This is a genomic window from Paraburkholderia sp. GAS38, from assembly GCF_050434965.1.
In the GTDB taxonomy this organism is placed as follows: Bacteria; Pseudomonadota; Gammaproteobacteria; order Burkholderiales; family Burkholderiaceae; genus Paraburkholderia; species Paraburkholderia phenazinium_A.
The window spans coordinates 447,107-465,823 of the sequence record NZ_JBNDJO010000003.1 but is presented as its reverse complement, the minus strand read 5'-3'; the positions used below and the strand labels follow the sequence as shown (position 1 = coordinate 465,823).

The window sequence follows — 18,717 nt, the reverse complement described above, 5'->3', positions numbered from 1 at the left end:
GACGATTGTACATGGCGCGCCGAAAATCGCGCTGATCTAAATCAGGGGTTTTTAAATCGCTATAGAAGAACTGTTGCACGGCGGCTTGGCCTCTGGGCGCATATGGCACAGGAAGGCCGCATCCGCGATGCAATTGGCATTGAACTCTTGCGGAATATTCGATAACCCCCTCATTCCATCCTTATTATTTACATTTTTATCGGATCACAGATAAAAACGCATGGATTTTTTCACAAATCCATTGATATAAGATTATCGGCCCAGACAGCAATGTCTGAAATGAAAAAAGCCCCATTCGCTAAGGAACGGGGCTTCGGCTCTTCTCTACACTATTGCGGCGAATGGCCGCGTTGTTCTACGCCATGCCGCAAAATTCAAACGCGTTCGATCGCGATCGCAATGCCCTGGCCGACGCCGATGCACATCGTGCACAAAGCGAAACGCCCTTGCGTACGGTGCAGTTGATACATCGCCGTGGTCACGAGCCGCGCGCCGCTCATGCCGAGCGGGTGACCCAGCGCAATCGCGCCGCCATTCGGGTTCACGCGAGCGTCGTCGTCCGCGACACCGAGTGCGCGCAACACCGCCAGCCCCTGCGAAGCGAACGCCTCGTTCAACTCGATCACATCGAACTGGTCGATGGTCATGTTCAGGCGAGCCAGCAGCTTTTGCGTGGCCGGCGCCGGGCCGATCCCCATCACGCGCGGCGCGACGCCGGCGGTGGCGATGCCGAGCACGCGTGCCCGCGGCGTCAGGCCAAAGCGCTTCGCCGTCGCTTCGTTGGCGAGCAGCAGTGCCGCCGCGCCGTCGTTCACGCCCGAAGCGTTGCCCGCCGTCACCGTGCCGTCCGCGCGCACCACGCCCTTCAGCTTGGCGAGCGCCTCGAGACTGGTTTCGCGCGGGTGTTCGTCTTGCGACACCACCAGCGGATCGCCCTTCTTCTGCGGGATCGTCACGGAGACGATCTCCTGCGCGAGCGTGCCGTCGCGCTGCGCACGTGCCGCCTTCTGCTGGCTACGCAGCGCAAACGCGTCCTGATCGGCACGGCTCACCTTGTAGTCGGTCGCGACGTTTTCGCCAGTCTCCGGCATCGAATCGACGCCGTACATTTGCTTCATCAACGGATTGACGAAACGCCAGCCAATCGTCGTGTCGAAGATGTCGGCCTGGCGCGAAAACGCGCTGGTGGCCTTACCCATCACGAACGGCGCACGGCTCATGCTTTCGACGCCGCCGGCCAGCATCAACGCCGCCTCGCCGGACTTGATCGCGCGCGCGGCAATGCCCACGGCGTCCATGCCCGAACCGCACAGACGATTGACCGTGGAGCCCGGCACGGCCTGCGGCAAGCCCGCGAGCAGCAGCGACATGCGCGCGACGTTGCGGTTGTCCTCGCCGGCCTGATTGGCACAGCCGTAGATCACGTCGTCGATAGCGCTCCAGTCGACGTCCTTGTTACGCTCCATCAGCGCCTTGAGCGGCACCGCGCCCAGGTCGTCGGCGCGCACCGACGACAACGAACCCGCATAGCGGCCGATCGGCGTGCGAATCGCGTCGCACAGGAAAGCTTCAGTCATGTGATGTCTCCAGTTGGATGCTGCGCCGCTTGCGTACTCCACGAACCGGCGCGCGGCCGCCGCGTTGCGCAGCACAGCCGGCTTGCCCGGTCACGCCGTCACGGCGAGCGGAAGGGATATCCGGAGCCCATGCCACTGCCAAACGCAGGCCAAAACGCAGGCCCAAACGCGGACGCCGTGCAGCCCAGGCAGAATAACAGTGAATGGTGGCCGGTTGGCTCCAAATTGTTCTACATACGAACAATGGATCGTATATCGAACATTCAGCCATGATAATAGGCGTGGCCCGGAAAGCGTGTCAAGCGCGCCGCGCCGCCGTCAGGGAAATACCTGGAAGGGAAAATGGCCGCCGCAAGCCTGAACGCAAGGGCTGCGGCGGCTTGCGCGCCGCCGGTCCGCCGTTAAACGGCTTGGAACCGGTCAAGGCAAGGAACGTCTGAGGAATGCGGGACCGCCCGGCTCAAACAGGTTGAATGTGCTCGTCTTCGATGTAACTGCGGATCACGTCCGCAAAGCTTTTCTCGCCCGACAGACCGAGCTGCTCCGCGCGCGTCGTATCCCAACGGCCGGGCCAGCTACCGACGATCTTCTCGATGCGCGGATCCGGCTGCCACTGGATACGCTTGACCACCGCCTCGCCCGCGACTTCGCGCAGCGCGGCCACCATCTCGTCGACGCTCACCGAAATGCCCGGCAGATTCAGCGCACGCTGGTGGCCGAGCGCGGCGGCGTCGAGTTCGAGCCCGGCAATCAGGCAAGCGATCGCCTGACGCGGCGACAACAGCCACAGCCGCGTGCCGCCCGTTACCGGACAGACCGCGGCCTCGCCATTGAGCGGCTCGCGAATGATGCCGCTCGCAAACGACGAAGCCGCCGCATTCGGCTTGCCGGGTCGCACGCTGATGGTGGGCAGGCGCAACACCCGCCCATCGACGAAACCGCGCCGCGTGTAGTCGTTCAGCAGCAGTTCGGCGATCGCCTTTTGCGTGCCGTACGACGACTGCGGATTCAGCGCCGTGTCGTTGCGCACCACGTCCGGCATGTCGCCGCCGTAGACCGCAACCGAACTCGTAAACACGACCCGCGGCCGATGCCCGCGCAGCCGGCATGTTTCGAGCAGCAGGCGCGAGGCATCGAGATTGATCCGCATGCCAAGCTCGAAATCCGCTTCCGCCTGACCGCTGACGATCGCGGCCAGATGGAAGATGACCGAAGTCCGCTCGTCGATCACACGTTCGAGCACGCTGCGCTCGGCGATGTCGCCCACTTCGGCGCGAACCCGGCTGTCGCTGAAGCCGCTCGCCGCGACGACGTCCAGCAACACGAGTTCGGTAATCTTTTGCGGCTGGCCGTCCGGTCCCTTCAGTTCGCCGCGCGCCAGCAGTTCACGTGCGAGACGCTGGCCGAGAAACCCCGCGCCGCCGGTGATCAATACTTTCATGATGTCCGTTGTCCTTAATCGTTGCCAGTCGTTGCTGCCTGTCTTCAACCCTGTCCGTGCATGGCCGATTGCCTGGCATGCCTCAATGATTTGGAATTCAAGCGTCCTGCTGGAGATAGGGCTTGAGCCAACCCAGACCTGCCGACGTCCCCGCCCGCGGCCGGTATTCGCAGCCAATCCAGCCGTCGTAGCCGAGCGTGTCGATCAGATCGAACAGGTACGGGTAGTTCAGTTCGCCGAGATCCGGCTCATGCCGCTCGGGCACACCGGCAATCTGGATGTGGCCGATGCCCGCCATATCGCGTTTCAGCTTGACCGCGAGATCGCCCTCGACGATCTGGCAGTGATAGCAATCGAATTGCACCTTCAGGTTCGGTGCGCCCACTTCGGCGCAGATGGTCTGCGCATCGTCCTGGCGATTGAGAAAGAAGCCAGGGATATCGCGCGTGTTGATCGGCTCGATCACCACCGTGATGCCGTCAGCCTGTGCGGTTTGCGCGGCGTACGCCAGGTTGCGCAGATACACCTCGCGATGCTGCTCGCGCGACTGCCCCGCCGCAATCAGGCCGGCCATCACATGCAGCTTGCGGTTGCCCAGTTGGCGCGTGTAGTCGAGCGCGGTGTCGATGCTGCGGCGGAACTCGTCTTCGCGGCCCGGCAGCGAGGCGATGCCGCGCTCGCCCGCCGCCCAGTCGCCCGGCGGCGCATTGAAGAGTGCCTGGGTCAGGCCGTGGCCGGCGAGCCGATCTTTGAGCGCCGCAGCCGGAAAATCGTAGGGGAACAGAAACTCCACGGCTTTGAAGCCGTCTTGCGCCGCGGCGGCAAAACGCTCGAGAAAGCCGTGCTCGTTATACATCATGGTCAGGTTGGCAGCGAAGCGAGGCATTGCAACAACTCCTTTTACTATTGAACTGCCAGCCGCCCTACGCGCGCTGGCAGACGGGCCGGGACAGGCCCGATCTATCGGTTGACGAGTCTGGCCGGCGTCAACCACACGGCGAGTGCGCCGATCACCAGCATGCCGGCCAGCACATACATACCGGACTGCGTGCTGTGGGTCAGGTCCTTCAGATAGCCGATCATGTACGGGCTCGCGAAACCTGCCAGATTGCCGATCGAATTGATGATGGCGATACCGGCCGCCGCTGTGGCGCCCGACATGAACGCCGTCGGCAACGACCAGAACAGCGGCGCACAGGTCAGCACGCCCGCCGCCGCGAGCGACAGGAACGCAATCGACACCGCCGTATTGTGGGCAAACGAGGCGGCTACCGTAAAGCCGACCGCGCCGCACAGCGCCGGCCCGATCAGATGCCAGCGACGCTCGCGCCGCCGGTCCGAGCTATGGCCCATGATGTTCATCACGACAATCGCCACGAGGAAGGGAATCGCGCTCAGCAAGCCGATGTTGAACGCCCCCGTCACACCCGTTGATTTCACCAGCGTGGGCATCCAGAACGTCAAGCCATACTGGCCGGTGACGAACGCGAAGTAGATGAGCGACATCCACCACGTGCGCGGGTCGCGAAACACCCCGGCAACCGAATGCGTGCGGGTCTTCTCCTGCTGCTGTGCGCAGATGTCGTCGGTCAGCAGGCGCTTTTCGCGCTCGCTGAGCCATTTGGCGTTGGCGATGCCGTTGTCGAGGTACAGGATCGTCGCAATGCCGATCGCGATAGCGGGAATCGCTTCGATCAGGAACATCCATTGCCAGCCTGCCAGGCCCTGGTTGTTGTGAAACGACTGCATGATCCAGCCGGAGAGCGGATTGCCGAAAATGCCCGAAACCGGAATCGCCGACATGAACACCGCGATGATCTTCGCGCGCCGATGCGACGGGAACCAGTAAGTCAGATACAGGATCACGCCCGGATAAAAACCGGCTTCGGCCAGACCGAGCAGGAAGCGCAGAATGTAGAACTGCGCAGGAGTCTTGACGAATACGAATACGGCCGAAAGAAGGCCCCACGTGATCATGATCCGCGCAATCCAGATACGGGCGCCGAGCTTGTGCATCAGGATGTTGCTCGGCAACTCGAACAGGAAGTAGCCGATGAAGAACACGCCGGCGCCGAGGCCGAATACCGTTTCGCTGAAGGCGAGATCCGTCGACATCTGCAGCTTGGCGAAGCCGACGTTGACCCGGTCGAGATACGCGACCACGTAGCACAGCATCAGGAACGGCACGATGCGCCAGAACACCTTCCTGTAGGTGCGTTCGACTTCGGCCGCGCCGGGTTGTCCGGCTGCCGCTGCGGCCTGTGCAGCGAGGCCATCGGGACCGAGTGAAGCCGCCTCGTAAGAACTCATGCCTTGTCTCCTTTGATGATGGGCCGGCGACGGTATGCCTGCGGCAGCCGTCGGGCTTTATGGGTATCCACCGTGCCGCGGCGCCTGGGGTCAAACGCTGCGGCGTCGTTCACCAGCGCGCGCCGAATACGGTGCGCAATTCTTCCAGCGCCGCTTCGTCGAGCGGCGCCGGTTTTGGGTTCGTCATCAGCCACAACCGCGCGGTCTCCTCGAGCTCTTCGAGCGCATACGATGCCTGCGCCACCGAACGCTCCCACACCACCGGCCCAAGCCGCTCCAGCAGCACGCCGCGCACGCTGTCCGCCAGCGCCGCGATCTGCTCCGCCACTTGCGGGTCGCCCGGGCGCCGGTAGCGGATCAGCGGAATGTGGCCGACCTTCATCACGTAGTACGGGGTGATCGGCGGCAGCACATCAGCCTCGCTCCACACGCCGGCCAACGTGAGGGCGACCAGATGCGTCGAATGGGTGTGCACGATGCCGCGCGTTTGCGCGTTGCGCGCGTAGATGCCGCGATGCAAGGCCAGCGTCTTCGACGGCTTGCCGCCCGATACCGCGTTGCCCGCCAGATCGACCTTGGCGATCTCGGCCGGATCGAGCCGGCCGAGGCAGGCGTCGGTGGGGGTGATCAGCCAGCCGTCGTCGAGACGGGCGCTGATATTGCCGGCGCTGCCCACCGTATAGCCGCGTTGATACAAACTCGCGCCGGTGCTGCAAATCTCCTCGCGAATCCTGGCTTCGTCGCCGCTATGGATTGCCAAGCTCATGATGCCGTCCCGTCGAGATGGCGCAGCGCCTTGGCGAAGAAGTCCGTCGCGCCGAAGTTGCCGGACTTGAGTGCGAGCGCAAGCGGGACGTCACCGGTGGTTGCGGTCGCCGGCACGCCCGGGTCGATCTGCGCGCCGATGCGCAACGTCTGCACATCGAGCGCCTGAACTACCGCACCAGAGGTCTCTCCGCCCGCCACTACGAACTTGCGCACGCCCAGTTCACGCAAGCCGCGTGCGATCGCCGCCAGCGTACCTTCGACCAGGTGTCCCGCCTGTTCGACGCCGAGTTCGCGCTGCACCGCCTTGACCTCGTCGGGCGTCGCGGTGGCGTAGATCAGCACCGGCTGCCGGGCGCCGAAGTGCTCGCGCGCAAACGCGAGCGCCTGTTCGACCACCGGTTCGCCGCGCGCGGCCGCCAGCGGGTCGATCCGGAATGCGGGCCGGCTTTCGCGCCAGGCCGCCACCTGGGCGTTGGTCGCTTTCGACGCACTGCCCGCAAGGACGACCGACAGGCCCTCAACCCGCGGCAACTGACCCGCGTCTGCCGTTCCAGAGAGCAAACCGGCACGGCGGAAATTCGCCGGCAAGCCGAGTGCGACGCCGGAGCCGCCCGTGATCAGCTTGAGATTCGCGCAGGCTTCGCCGAGCGTGTGCAGATCGGCATCGGACAGTGCGTCGGCAATCGCCATGCGCACGCCGTCGCGCCGCAACGCGTCGAAACGCTCACGCACCGTGGCCGCGCCCTGCGCCACGCTGTCGTAACGCACCAGCCCCACCTTCGATGCCGTCTGCCGCTGCAGGACGCGCACGAGGTTTGCGTCCTTCATGGGCGTGAGCGGATGGTTCTCCATGCCCGACTCGTTGAGCAGCACATCGCCGACGAACAGGTGGCCGCGATAGATCGTGCGCCCGTTTTCCGGGAACGCTGGACAGGCGATCGTGAAGGCCTCGGCGCTGACATCACGCTCTTCGCCGGCGCCCACGCCAAGGTCCAATCCCGAAAGCGCATCGAGCAACGCATCCGCAACCGGGCCGATGTTGCCCGCCTCCGTCGAATCGAAAGTCGAGCAGTACTTGAAGAAGAACTGACGGCATCCTTGCGCGCGCAACCAGTCGAGCGCCGCAAGCGATTGCGTCACCGCGTCCGCAGCCGGGATGGTGCGCGATTTCAGCGCCACCACCAGCGCATCGGCCTCGACCGGTTCGTCGGAAGCCGGCACGCCGATGGTCTGAACCGTGCGCATGCCGCCGCGCACCAGCATGTTGGCGAGGTCCGTGGCGCCGGTGAAGTCGTCGGCAATGCAGCCCAGCAGCGGGCGCGCAGATGAAGTCGTCATGGCGGCGCTCCGGCTAGGATTTCGCCGCCGGCACGTCGATGCCGGGGAAAATCTTGATGACCGCCGAGTCGTCTTCCCCGCCGTGCCCTGCCGACGAGGCCATCATGAACATCTGATGCGCCGCCGCCGAAAGCGGCAATGGGAATTTCGAACGGCGCGCGGTATCGAGCACGAGGCCGAGATCCTTGACGAAGATATCGACCGCCGAGAGCGGCGTGTAATCGCCCTTGAGAATGTGCGGCACGCGGTTTTCGAACATCCACGAATTGCCGGCGCTGTGCGTGATCACGTCGTACAGCGACTCGGCGTCGACGCCCTCGCGCAGGCCGAGCGCCATCGCTTCCGCGGCGGCCGCGATGTGCACGCCCGCCAGCAACTGGTTGATGATCTTCACTTTCGAGCCGATGCCATGCACGGCGCCCAGCCGGTAAACCTTGCCGGCCATGCCGGCCAGCACATCCTCGCAGGCGGCGTAGGCGGCGGCCGGACCCGAGGTCATCATGGTCATCTCGCCGGAGGCGGCACGCGCCGCGCCACCGGAGACGGGTGCGTCGAGCATCTGCAGACCGGCTGCCTCGATGCGCCGGCCGAGTTCGATGGCGAAGTCAGGCGAGACGGTTGCGCTCGCAACCACCACACTGCCCGGCTTCATGCTGGCCACCGCGCCCTGCGCGCCGAACAGCACCGCTTCGGTCTGCGCCGCATTGACCACCAGCGTGACGACGACCTCGCATTGCGCGCCCAGTTCAGCCGGACTCGCACAGGCGATGCCGCCGTCCGCCGCGAAACTCTCCAGCACGGCCGCGCGCAGATCGCACGCATGCACCCGAAACCCTGCCCGCAGCAACGAGCGGGCAACGCCCAGCCCCATTGCGCCGAGGCCGATGACTCCAACATTTCTGGACATGCTCTACTCCGGATGAAATTCGTAGGTTCGACGTAGCGGTTGCCGCGTTGCCACGCTGCCACGCCGCCGCCGGCAAGGCATGAGGGCCCAGCCCGGCTCAAACGCCTCGCGGCCTCAGCAAATGCCGGCTTCCGCCAGACGGCGTGCCGCGTTGTACATGTGGGTGCGGGCGGCGTTGCGCGCTTCCATCGGATCGCCCGCGCGGATTGCGGCGACGATCGCCGCATGCTCGTCGCGCACCTGGCGCGAGAAGTCTTCGCGCAACGCTTCGTTGCGGCGCGTGACGACGGTCCCCGCTTCGAGGTACTGATTCAGGAACGTCAACGTCTTGAGGAAATACGGATTGCCCGTGGCCACGGCAATCGCGCGATGAAACGCCACGTCCTCGGCGACGCCGTCGTGGCCTTCGGCGACGGCCTCGTCGATCCTGGCGAGCGCGGCGTCGATCGACACCATGTCGGCATCGCTGCGCCGCATCGCGGCTTCGGACGCCACCTCGGCCTCGATTGCCCGGCGCAGCGCGAGAATCTGCAGCACCGAGCCGGCTTCGACCGCTTCCGCATAGTCGATGCGCAGCGGCCGGATCGCACCGTGCGCGGCGACAAACACCCCACTGCCCTGACGCGGCTCTACCACGCCCTCGTTCTTCAGGCGCGAAATCGCCTCGCGGATCACCGTGCGGCTGACGCCGAACTGCTCGGCCAGCACGGCTTCGGTCGGCAGCTTGCCGCCGCGCGCAAAGGTGCCCTTGTCGATCTGCTTGAGTAACTGCTGCGCGACCGTGTCGCTGAGTGCGCGGGCGGGGATCTTCTCGAACATGCGGTTCTCAATTGATCATGTGATCGGGTCATCATACAAATTTCGATTGCATTCGGCATCCACGAAAACCCTGGTTATGGCGTACGCTCTCTCGTCAAGCGAATCGTCGCGGGGCCGAAATACGTGCAGAGGCCTTGTCGGACCGGGGCTTCACGCAGGCGACAAAATCGGCGAGGTTGGCGAAACGCGGGGCATAAGCTATCTTCACGGCTTTCTGCGCCGGCGGCGCGCCCCGTTACCCCGTGCATTCCTGAAGAGGCCCATGAGCAAAGCCCCGCAAGCGTCCCCTGCCGATCCGGCCAGCGCCCCCGAGGCAATGGACGCGCCGGACAAACCGGGTGATTCCTACGTGCAGTCGTTCGCACGGGGTCTCGCGGTAATCCGTGCGTTCAACGCGGAGCGTCCCGAGCAGACGCTCACCGACGTCGCCGCCGCCACCGGCCTCACGCGAGCGGGGGCACGGCGCATCCTGCTGACCTTGCAGACCTTGGGTTATGTCGAAGCGGAGGGGCGTCTGTTCCGCCTCACGCCCAAGATTCTCGATCTTGGCTTCGCCTATCTGACCTCGATGCCGTTCTGGAATCTCGCCGAACCGGTGATGGAAGAGCTCTCGGCGCAGGTCCACGAAAGCGTGTCGGCGGCCGTGCTCGACCGCACCGAGATCGTCTATGTGCTGCGCGTGCCGACCCACAAGATCATGACCATCAACCTGTCGATCGGCAGCCGGCTGCCCGCGTATTGCACGTCGATGGGCCGCGTGCTGCTGGCCGCGCTCGACGACGAGACGCTCGAGGCGACGCTCGCCTCGGCGCCGTTATACGCTCACACGCCGCGCACGGTCACCGACAAGGAAGAGTTGAAGAAGGCGATCGCCCAGGTGCGCCGCCAGGGGTGGGCGATCGTCGATCAGGAACTCGAAGGCGGGTTGATCTCGCTCTCGGCGCCGATCCGCAACCGGCAAGGACGTGTAATCGCCGCGATGAATATCAGCGGCAATGCCCAGCGCAATTCGGCCAGGCAAATGGTGAAGGCGTTTCTGGAGCCGCTGCAGGCAGCGGCGCAGAATGTGTCGGATCTGGTGGCGCGGCGGGGATGAGGGTTGGGGGTTGGGATGCATCGACGGCATGGGTCATGCTGTTCGTCGCGGGCCGTCCCGATAGTCCGTTGCGCACGCAACCACCTTCACCCGTCGCCCTCACTGCCCCAAATACCGCTCCACCAGCCGCGTCCAGTAAGCCGCTCCCACAGTCAGATTACGATCGTTGAAATCGTAATGCGGGTTGTGCACCATGCAGGCATCCTCGCCCACACCGTTGCCGATGCGCAAAAACGTGCCCGGCCGCTGTTGCAGCATGAACGCGAAGTCTTCGCTGCCCATCAGGATGCCGGTTTGCGCGACCACCTTGTCGTCGCCCACCAGCTCGCGGGCGACTTCAATCGCGAACTCCGTCTCCGCATCCGAGTTGACCACCACCGGATAACCTTCGATGTACTCAACAAGCGCCTTGGCGCCATAACTCTGCGCCTGGCTCTCGGCCAGTTCGACGATGCGCTTTTTCAGCAGCGCGCGAATCTCCGGGCTGAACGACCGCACGCTCAATTCGAGCCTCGCCGTGCTGGAAATCACGTTATTCGCGGTGCCCGCGTGCATCGAGCCGACTGTCACCACCGCCGGCTGCGACGGATCGACATTGCGCGACACGATGGTCTGCAACGCCATCACGATGCTGGCCGCCACCACCACCGGATCCACCGTCAGTTGCGGACGCGCCGCATGGCCGCCGACCCCTTCGATGGTGATGATCGCCTTGTCCCCCGCCGACATGAACGGCCCCTTGCGGAACAGGAATACGCCCGGCTCCGCACCCGGATGGTTGTGCACGCCGAACACGGCATCGCAAGGAAAGCGTTCGAACAGGCCGTCTTCGATCATCTTCTTCGCGCCGCTGTCGATGCCGCTTTCTTCAGCCGGCTGGAAATACAGATGCACGGTGCCCGAGAAGCGCCGCGTCTGCGCCAGATGTTCAGCGGCGCCGAGCAGCATGGTGGTGTGACCGTCATGGCCGCATGCGTGCATCTTGCCGTGAGTGCCGCTCGCGTACGGCAGGCCGGTCTGTTCGACGATCGGCAGCGCATCCATGTCCGCGCGAATCCCGATGCTGCGCGCGCCGTCGCCCACCTTGAGCGTGCCGACCACGCCCGTGCGCCCCACTCCGCGCGTCACCTGCCAGCCCCATTGCTCGAGCCTGTCCGCCACCAGCGCCGCGGTCGCGACCTCTTCGTAGGCCAGCTCCGGGTGATGGTGAATGTGGTGGCGGATTTCGCGCAGGCGTTCGGCGGCGGACGCCAGATGCTCGAGCTCGGTGAACTGGCCGGCGGGACGGGATGCTTCGCTCATCGTGGACTCCGAATGTGACGTCGCGGCCAGCGCCGCGAACTGGAAAGCGCTACAGGTACGCCATTTTGCTCGAATATCCGGTCCGGCGGTTTGTTCAGCGCAAGCCAGTCAGCAGCGAGGACACGGCGTCACAGCCCGAAGGCCACCGCGCCGCGCAGCATCTCGACGAACGCACGGCCCGCGTCTTCGAGTGCGCCGGAGTTGTCGATTGTGGTGAAGTGAACCCCATCGGGCAACGAGAAAGGTGCGCGCCGCGCAAGGCGGGCCGCCACCTGCTCCGCGCTCTCGCGGGCGCGCGCGCCGAGCCGCGCCTCCAGCACGTGAGGGGCCGCGTCGATATGGACCACGTCGGCCGCGGGATAGCGCCTGAGCGTTTGCTCAAGATGCTGGCGCGAACCGTTGATGACCACCGTACAGCCGCGTTCGAGCCACGCGTCGAGCTCGATGCCGATGCCATAACGCAGCCCGTGACTCGACCATTCGAGCGCAAACAGACCGAGCGCGGAGCGCACCTCGAACTCCTCGCCGGACAGTTCGACGTGCGCTTCGCCATTGCCGCTCGGCCGCGTAATGTAGCGATGCGCAAACAGGATAGGTTCGGTCTTGAGCCGATTGCGCGCGAAACCCAGCAGCGAATCCTTGCCCGCGCCGGACGGGCCCATCACATAGATCAAACGGCCACTCATTGTTGCGCCACTCCCCCAGTTTGAAACGGCAGACGCTGCCACAGCGCGAAGGGCTCGCCCGGCGCCGGTTCGACAAACAGCGCGGCACTGTCGACCACGAGCGGGCCGAGCCCGGCCGCTCTTTCGTGCCACCACGCGACCAGCGCAGCGCGCTCGGCGGCGGCTTCGAGCGAACTCGAAAGCGTCATGTGAAAACGGAATTCGTCGAAGACGTACGGATAACCCCATTCGATCAGCAAGCTCCGCTGGCGCTCCGTGAGCGGCGCAGCGAGCCGGCGCGCCAGGTCGGCCGCGGACGGTTTGGCCCGCAAGCCGCCGAGCGTGCGCAGCGCGCTGGAGGCGAGCTCGCGCATGGCGGCGTCGCCTGCGGGCAAGGCCGGCCGCAGCGCGACGAAATCGCCGAGCGTCGCCGCTTCCACCGGTAAATCGAAGGGCGCCTGCTGCCGCGCCCAAGCGCGCGCGTCATCCAGCAAGCCAAGCGAAGTCACACCGTCAGCAAGCCGAAAGGGAGCGACCAGCGTGCCATGCCAGCCATAACGGCGCGGTGCCTGCGTGAGTTCGCTCACGGCGCGAACCAGCGTGGCCGGTTGCGGCGGCGTGCACGGGACGCCGCTCTCCACGTCGCCGCCGAGCCATTCGGAACCCGCTTGCCACCAGGCCGACTCGCGCGACGGCGCGTAATACACCGCAAAACGCGCCTCGACGGACCATTCAACTGCTTCGTTCACCACACTAGCCGCGCTGCTCATACGTCGTTTTCCACCATCAGTTGCACACGATCCGCAGCGAAGTGCGTGACACCGTATTTGACCGGCACGCCTTGCAGATCCACGTCGACGTTCTCGACCCACAGCACCGGTTGTTGCCGGTTGATATTCAGGCGCCGCGCCACTTCGGGCTCGGGCAGCACGCTGCCGATCCGGCTCCACTTGCGCAGATAGTCGGGCACGCCCATTTCGGCCATCGCCTTGGTGATGCCGCCGGTGCGCTCCAGCACGTCGGGCAAATCCGGGAAACGCGTGGCGGGATACCAGCTGCGCGCAAAAGTGAGCGGCACACCGTCCGATTCGTGCATCGTCTCGATCCGGTAGACCGGCGCACCGGCCCGCAGGCCCAGCGCCTTGGCCACGTTCGGTTCGGCCTTCACCCGCGCCGCCGACAACATGGCGCCGGCCGACGCATGATGCTGCTGACGCAGGTTCTCGGTAAAGCGCGTGCGACGGCCGATCGAATAGTCGATTGCGCCGGGCTGCACGAACGTGCCGCGCCCCTGCTCCACACTGACGAGGCCCAGCGCGGCCAGTCCAAGCATGGCGCGCCGCACGGTGTGACGGTTGACGTCGAAGCGCTTGGCCAGTTCGCCTTCGCTCGGCAGGCGTCCTTCTGCGCCGAAGCCGCTCGCCGCAATTTCAGCGGCGAGGATCTGCTCGATTTGCCGCCACACGGCAACGCCCGCGCCCCGTTCAAGCTGCGTACCTGGCGTGGCGGTGTCGTTCGATGTCATGGTGCTGTCATTCCCTTCAGTTCAAATATTCGTTGTGACGTGCATTGTAGTGCGCAAGCCGTGATGGAAATATGAAAACACGAGCGTGCCGCAGACACAAGCGTTTTACCTCTAAACGTCTAGACGTTTAGATGAATAGATGGTCAAATGACGACTCGCTGGATCAACAGGAACCCCGATGAGTGCCACTTCCGCCTCGCCTTCCTCCGCCATGCGGCGCGCATGGATGGCCGTCCTGGCGCACACGCCGCGCGCCGAACTCGAAGCCGCATTGAGCCAGGTGCTGGAGGGTGTGAGCCCGCCTGAATTCGACTGGCTGCGTCCGCCCGAAACCGGGCTTGCCATGGTGCGCGGGCGCATCGGCGGCAGCGGCGACGCCTTCAACCTCGGTGAAGCCACCGTCACCCGCGCCACGCTGCGCTTGCGCAATGCGGCCGGCGCGGCACCGGTGGGCGTGGCCTGCCATCTGGGCCGCGACCGCCGCCGCGCCGAACTGGCGGCATTCGCCGACGCGCTGCTGCAATTGCCGGAGCAGCATGCGCGTCTGCACGATCAACTGATCGAGCCGCTCGCCGCCCAGCTTGCGGCACAGCGCGCCGCGCGCCGGCACGACGCCGCTTCGACGCGCGTCGAATTCTTCACGATGGTGCGAGGCGACTGATGGACAACCTGACCGAAAACGCGATGAACCCCTCACAGATTGCCCTTTCCACGCTCGCACCGGGCTTTACCGATCCGGTCCACGACACCCAGGCGGTGTTTCGCACGCTGCTCGATGCGCTCTCGCGGCCGGGCACGATCGGTGTGGTGGACAACGTTCTGCCGGCGTCGCAAGCCACCGGCACGCATCGCTCGCGCGCCGATCTGGCTGCGTTAGCGGCACTGCTCACGCTGTGCGACTACTCGACCCCGGTCTGGCTCGCACAGCCCGACGCGGCCCTGGCCTCGGCACTGCGCTTTCACACCGGTGCGCCGCTCGTCGACGAGGTGCATGACGCGGCGTTCGCCTATATCCACGACGCCGCGCTGCTGCCCGAACTCGAACACTTCTCGCTCGGCGCGGCGGAAACGCCGGAGCAGTCGGTGACCTTGCTGATCCGCGTCGAGGCGCTGAGCGGCGGTCCGCAGGTCGTGCTGAGCGGCCCGGGCATCGAGCACACCGCCACCATCTCGCCGCTCGGCCTGCCCGAACATTTCTGGCGCGAACGCGCCAGCCTCGCGCCGCTGTTTCCGTGCGGCATCGATTGCTATCTCGTCTGCGGCAATACGTTGATCGGCCTGCCGCGCACAACACATGCACAGGTGAACTGATGTACGTAGCCGTCAAGGGTGGAGAACGCGCGATCGAAGCATCGTGGCGTCTGCTCGACAAGTCGCGCCGCGGCGATACGCGGCTGGCCGAGTTGAGCGTCGGGCAGATTCGCGAGCAGTTGCGTCTTTCGGTGGCCCGCGTGATGACCGAAGGTTCGGTGTACGACGAAGATCTCGCCGCGCTCGCCATCAAGCAGGCTGCCGGCGATCTGGTGGAAGCGATCTTCCTGCTGCGTGCGTATCGCACTACATTGCCGCGTTTCGGCTACACGCAGCCGCTCGATAGCGAAGCGATGGTGGTCGAGCGCCGCATCTCGGCGACCTTCAAGGATTTGCCCGGCGGACAGTTGCTCGGCGCGACCTACGATTACACGCAGCGTCTGCTGGATTTCAAGCTGATGGCCGAGGCACAGTCCGACGGCAGCGACGCGACCAGCGCTCAGGTTGCCGCACCGCGTGCTGCGCTTCAGGAGATTCCCGAAGCGCCCGAAGCCATGCCGCGGGTCGTCACGCTGCTCAACAGGGAAGGCCTGATCGAACAGGAAGCGCCCGTGCCCGACGCGCCGGAACCCGGCGACCTGACGCGCCAGCCGCTCGCGTTTCCGGCGGACCGTGCGACCCGTTTGCAGAATCTGGCCCGCGGCGACGAAGGTTTCCTGCTGGCCATGGGTTATGCCACGCAGCGCGGTTACGCGAATTCGCATCCGTTCGCGGGCGAGATCCGTTTCGGTTCGGTAACCGTAGAAATGGAACTGGACGAACTCGGTGAAGCGGTGGAAATCGGCGAGATTGACATTACCGAATGCCAGATGATCAACCAGTTTGCCGGCAGCAGCGACGTGCCGCCCACTTTCACGCAAGGCTACGGCCTCGCGTTCGGTCATTCGGAACGCAAGGCGATGGCGATGGCCCTGGTGGACCGTGCGCTGCGTGCCGAAGAACTCGGCGAAACGCTGGGGTCGCCGACCCAGGATATCGAATTCATGCTGTCGCATAGCGATAACGTCGAAGCGTCCGGCTTCGTCCAGCATCTGAAACTGCCTCACTACGTCGACTTCCAGGCCGAGCTCGAACTCGTGCGCCGCTTGCGTGCGCAGCATGCCGCAGAAGCAGCGCAACCCGACCACGGCCACGATCAGCAGGAGCAAGCCGCATGAACGCGCCCGACACACAACTGACCAGCGCGTCGTACGATAGCGCGGCTGAAGGCTACAACTTCGCCTATCTGGACGAGCAGACCAAGCGGATGATCCGCCGCTCGCTGCTGAAAGCCGTCGCGGTGCCCGGCTATCAGGTGCCGTTCGCCTCGCGCGAAATGCCCTTGCCGTTCGGCTGGGGTACCGGCGGCATCCAGGTGACCGCGGCCATCATCGGCCGCGACGACACACTGAAGGTGATCGACCAGGGTTCGGACGAAACCACCAACGCGGTCAACATCCGCCGCTTCTTCGCACGCACCACCGGCGTGGCGACGACGCGCCGCACGTCCGAAGCGACGATCGTGCAGACCCGTCACCGCATTCCCGAAACACCGCTCACCGACAAGCAGATTCTCGTCTACCAGGTGCCGATGCCCGAGCCGCTATACCGGCTCGAACCGCGCGTCGCCGAATGCAAGAAGCTGCATGCGTTGGCGGACTACGGCCTGATCAGCGTGAAGCTGTATGAGGACATCGTGCATCACGGCAGCATTGCCACGACGTACGACTATCCGGTGATCGTCAACGAGCGCTATCTGAGTTCGCCCTCGCCGATCCCGAAGTTCGACAACCCGAAGATGCACATGAACGCCGCGCTGCAGTTGTTCGGCGCCGGCCGCGAGCGGCGCATCCATGCCATTCCGCCGTACACGCGAGTGCGCAGTCTCGACTTCGACGATCATCCGTTCGAAATCCAGCGCTGGGAACATGCTTGCGCGCTGTGCGGATCGACTGAGAGCTTCCTCGACGAAATGATCGTCGACGATGCGGGCAAGCGCATGTTCGTCTGCTCGGATAGCGACTATTGTCACGACCGGCGCGACCAGCAGGGCGACGAGACCGGTGCCATTGCTGAAGGAGAGTCCGCATGACCGCGCGCATGACCCCGCTTCTGAGCGCCCGCGCCATCACGAAGCAATACGGCGGCCGTAACGGCTGCAGAAACGTGAGCTTCGATCTCTATCCGGGCGAGGTGCTGTGCATCGTCGGCGAATCGGGTTCGGGCAAGACCACCTTGCTGAACACGCTCGCGCTGCGCACGGAAGCCGATAGCGGCACCCTGCACTACCACGCCACGCACGGCGACCGGCTCGATCTGCGAGCGTTGTCCGAGCCGCGCCGCCGCTTGCTGATGCGCACCGAATGGGGCTTCGTCCAGCAGAATCCGCGCGACGGCCTGCGTAGCGGCGTGTCGGCCGGCGCCAATATCGGCGAACCGCTGATGGCGGTCGGCGCGCGCCACTACGGCCAGATTCGCCATACCGCGACGCAATGGATGGAACGGGTCGAACTGGACGCCACACGGATCGACGAATTGCCGGCCGCGTTTTCCGGCGGCATGCAGCAGCGTTTGCAGATTGCCCGCAATCTCGTCACCGGACCGCGCCTCGTATTCATGGACGAGCCGACTGCCGGTCTCGACGTCTCCGTGCAGGCCCGTCTGCTCGATCTGTTGCGCACGCTCACCAGCACGCTGCATCTGTCGGTGCTGATCGTCACGCACGATATTGGCGTGGCGCGCCTGCTTGCGCATCGTCTGATGGTCATGCAAGGTGGCGAGGTCGTCGAAGCGGGTCTGACCGATCAGGTGCTCGACGATCCGCAACACCCGTACACGCAAACGCTGGTTTCTTCCGTCCTGCCGGTTTGAGGTCCACGATGTCATCCATCGAATCACGCGCGTCCGAACGCGCTTTCATCGACAACGCAGCGCTGATGCTGCGCGCCGTCAACATCGGCAAGACCTTCACGCTGCATGCCCAGGGCGGCGTGCAGATCGATGCGCTTGCAGGCGTCTCGCTCGACGTCGAACAGGGCGAATGCGTCGTGCTGGTCGGCCCTTCCGGGGCGGGCAAGAGTACGCTGCTGCGCTGCCTGTACGGCAACTATCTGGCAAGCTCGGGTTCCATTGCGATCCGCTCGCAGGCACACGACGCGCAGCATGTCGCCATTACCGGCGCCGAGCCGCATGACGTGCTGCGCTTGCGACGCAACGTGGTGGGCTATGTGAGCCAGTTCCTGCGGGTGATTCCGCGTGTGACGACACTCACGCTGGTCGCCGAGCCGCTGGTGTCCCGCGGTGTGCCCGAAGACGAAGCGCGCGAGCGCGCCGCCGCGCTGCTGGCGCGGCTGAATGTGCCCGAACGGCTGTGGTCGCTTGCACCCGCAACGTTTTCCGGCGGCGAGCAGCAGCGCGTGAATATTGCGCGCGGCCTGATCGCCGGACATCCGCTGCTTCTGCTCGACGAGCCCACCGCTTCGCTCGACGCCGAAAACCGCGACGTGGTAGCCGATCTGATTATCGAGGCACGCGAGCGCGGTGCGGCGATTGTCGGTATCTTTCATGATGAAGATACCCGCACCAAAGTGGCCACGCGCCGCCTTGAACTCCAGCCGCCGCTGCGTCGTCAGCCGGCGCTGCACTGACGTACAACCGCAGACTGACTACGGAGCATGTC

At 65.0% G+C, this 18,717-nt stretch carries 19 protein-coding genes; 7 read left to right on the top strand and 12 right to left on the bottom strand.

Annotated features, from left to right (window positions below):
- Nucleotides 1-374: 374 nt before the first annotated feature.
- The 8 genes from pcaF to P3T42_RS09605 form a co-directional block, all read right to left on the bottom strand.
- Nucleotides 375-1,577, bottom strand: coding sequence for a 3-oxoadipyl-CoA thiolase (gene pcaF, locus P3T42_RS09640; protein WP_429305858.1), 1,203 nt, complete (start codon nt 1,575-1,577; stop codon nt 375-377).
- A 460-nt stretch (nt 1,578-2,037) separates the two neighbouring features.
- On the bottom strand, nt 2,038-3,018 hold the full coding sequence (denD, locus tag P3T42_RS09635; protein WP_074294624.1) for a D-erythronate dehydrogenase: 981 nt from the start codon (nt 3,016-3,018) through the stop codon (nt 2,038-2,040).
- Nucleotides 3,019-3,115: 97 nt separating this feature from the next.
- Nucleotides 3,116-3,904 (bottom strand): 2-oxo-tetronate isomerase, encoded by a 789-nt coding sequence (gene otnI, locus P3T42_RS09630; protein WP_429305857.1) that lies wholly within the window; start codon nt 3,902-3,904, stop codon nt 3,116-3,118.
- A 74-nt stretch (nt 3,905-3,978) separates the two neighbouring features.
- Nucleotides 3,979-5,328, bottom strand: a complete 1,350-nt coding sequence (locus P3T42_RS09625) for an MFS transporter (RefSeq protein WP_429305856.1) — start codon at nt 5,326-5,328, stop codon at nt 3,979-3,981.
- 109 nt (nt 5,329-5,437) lie between these two features.
- Complete coding sequence (locus tag P3T42_RS09620) at nt 5,438-6,094, bottom strand: aldolase (RefSeq protein WP_429305855.1); 657 nt, start codon at nt 6,092-6,094, stop codon at nt 5,438-5,440.
- Nucleotides 6,091-7,434 (bottom strand): 3-oxo-tetronate kinase, encoded by a 1,344-nt coding sequence (gene otnK, locus P3T42_RS09615; protein WP_429305854.1) that lies wholly within the window; start codon nt 7,432-7,434, stop codon nt 6,091-6,093. Before otnK ends, P3T42_RS09620 begins: the two co-directional genes overlap by 4 nt.
- Before the next feature lie 13 nt (nt 7,435-7,447).
- Nucleotides 7,448-8,341 carry an L-threonate dehydrogenase gene (gene ltnD, locus P3T42_RS09610; RefSeq protein ID WP_074294619.1) on the bottom strand — a complete coding sequence of 298 codons (894 nt, stop codon included), beginning with the start codon at nt 8,339-8,341 and terminating at the stop codon, nt 7,448-7,450.
- A gap of 114 nt (nt 8,342-8,455) precedes the next feature.
- The gene (locus tag P3T42_RS09605; protein ID WP_429305853.1) at nt 8,456-9,160 is read right to left on the bottom strand and encodes a FadR/GntR family transcriptional regulator; all 705 of its coding nucleotides are present in this window, start codon (nt 9,158-9,160) and stop codon (nt 8,456-8,458) included.
- Nucleotides 9,161-9,476: 316 nt separating this feature from the next.
- Here P3T42_RS09605 and P3T42_RS09600 point away from each other — a divergent pair, with 316 nt between their 5' ends.
- Nucleotides 9,477-10,256 (top strand): IclR family transcriptional regulator, encoded by a 780-nt coding sequence (locus P3T42_RS09600; protein WP_171991656.1) that lies wholly within the window; start codon nt 9,477-9,479, stop codon nt 10,254-10,256.
- Nucleotides 10,257-10,355: 99 nt separating this feature from the next.
- Here P3T42_RS09600 and P3T42_RS09595 read toward each other — a convergent pair whose 3' ends face one another.
- The 4 genes from P3T42_RS09595 to phnF all read right to left on the bottom strand — a co-directional run bounded on the left by P3T42_RS09595 (nt 10,356) and on the right by phnF (nt 13,748).
- The gene (locus P3T42_RS09595) at nt 10,356-11,558 is read right to left on the bottom strand and encodes a M20 aminoacylase family protein (RefSeq protein WP_429305852.1); all 1,203 of its coding nucleotides are present in this window, start codon (nt 11,556-11,558) and stop codon (nt 10,356-10,358) included.
- A 128-nt stretch (nt 11,559-11,686) separates the two neighbouring features.
- Nucleotides 11,687-12,244 (bottom strand): phosphonate metabolism protein/1,5-bisphosphokinase (PRPP-forming) PhnN, encoded by a 558-nt coding sequence (phnN, locus tag P3T42_RS09590; RefSeq protein ID WP_429305851.1) that lies wholly within the window; start codon nt 12,242-12,244, stop codon nt 11,687-11,689.
- On the bottom strand, nt 12,241-12,993 hold the full coding sequence (locus P3T42_RS09585) for a DUF1045 domain-containing protein (RefSeq protein ID WP_429305850.1): 753 nt from the start codon (nt 12,991-12,993) through the stop codon (nt 12,241-12,243). The genes phnN and P3T42_RS09585 overlap by 4 nt, the downstream gene beginning before the upstream one ends.
- Nucleotides 12,990-13,748, bottom strand: a complete 759-nt coding sequence (gene phnF, locus P3T42_RS09580; protein WP_074294613.1) for a phosphonate metabolism transcriptional regulator PhnF — start codon at nt 13,746-13,748, stop codon at nt 12,990-12,992. The genes P3T42_RS09585 and phnF overlap by 4 nt, the downstream gene beginning before the upstream one ends.
- Nucleotides 13,749-13,926: 178 nt before the next feature.
- Between phnF and phnG the strand changes: the two genes are divergently transcribed.
- Genes phnG through phnL form a run of 6 tightly spaced genes read left to right on the top strand, consistent with a single transcriptional unit; the run spans nt 13,927 to nt 18,685 of the window.
- Nucleotides 13,927-14,409: a phosphonate C-P lyase system protein PhnG gene (gene phnG / locus P3T42_RS09575; RefSeq protein WP_074294612.1), complete on the top strand. Its 483-nt coding sequence runs from the start codon at nt 13,927-13,929 to the stop codon at nt 14,407-14,409.
- Nucleotides 14,410-14,432: 23 nt separating this feature from the next.
- Nucleotides 14,433-15,059: a phosphonate C-P lyase system protein PhnH gene (gene phnH, locus P3T42_RS09570; protein ID WP_429305971.1), complete on the top strand. Its 627-nt coding sequence runs from the start codon at nt 14,433-14,435 to the stop codon at nt 15,057-15,059.
- Complete coding sequence (locus tag P3T42_RS09565) at nt 15,059-16,216, top strand: carbon-phosphorus lyase complex subunit PhnI (RefSeq protein ID WP_074294611.1); 1,158 nt, start codon at nt 15,059-15,061, stop codon at nt 16,214-16,216. The genes phnH and P3T42_RS09565 overlap by 1 nt, the downstream gene beginning before the upstream one ends.
- Nucleotides 16,213-17,130 carry an alpha-D-ribose 1-methylphosphonate 5-phosphate C-P-lyase PhnJ gene (locus P3T42_RS09560; RefSeq protein ID WP_429305849.1) on the top strand — a complete coding sequence of 306 codons (918 nt, stop codon included), beginning with the start codon at nt 16,213-16,215 and terminating at the stop codon, nt 17,128-17,130. The genes P3T42_RS09565 and P3T42_RS09560 overlap by 4 nt, the downstream gene beginning before the upstream one ends.
- Before the next feature lie 8 nt (nt 17,131-17,138).
- Nucleotides 17,139-17,909: a phosphonate C-P lyase system protein PhnK gene (phnK, locus tag P3T42_RS09555; RefSeq protein ID WP_074297136.1), complete on the top strand. Its 771-nt coding sequence runs from the start codon at nt 17,139-17,141 to the stop codon at nt 17,907-17,909.
- Between the two features lie 8 nt (nt 17,910-17,917).
- Nucleotides 17,918-18,685, top strand: coding sequence for a phosphonate C-P lyase system protein PhnL (gene phnL, locus P3T42_RS09550; RefSeq protein WP_429305848.1), 768 nt, complete (start codon nt 17,918-17,920; stop codon nt 18,683-18,685).
- Nucleotides 18,686-18,717: the final 32 nt, after the last annotated feature.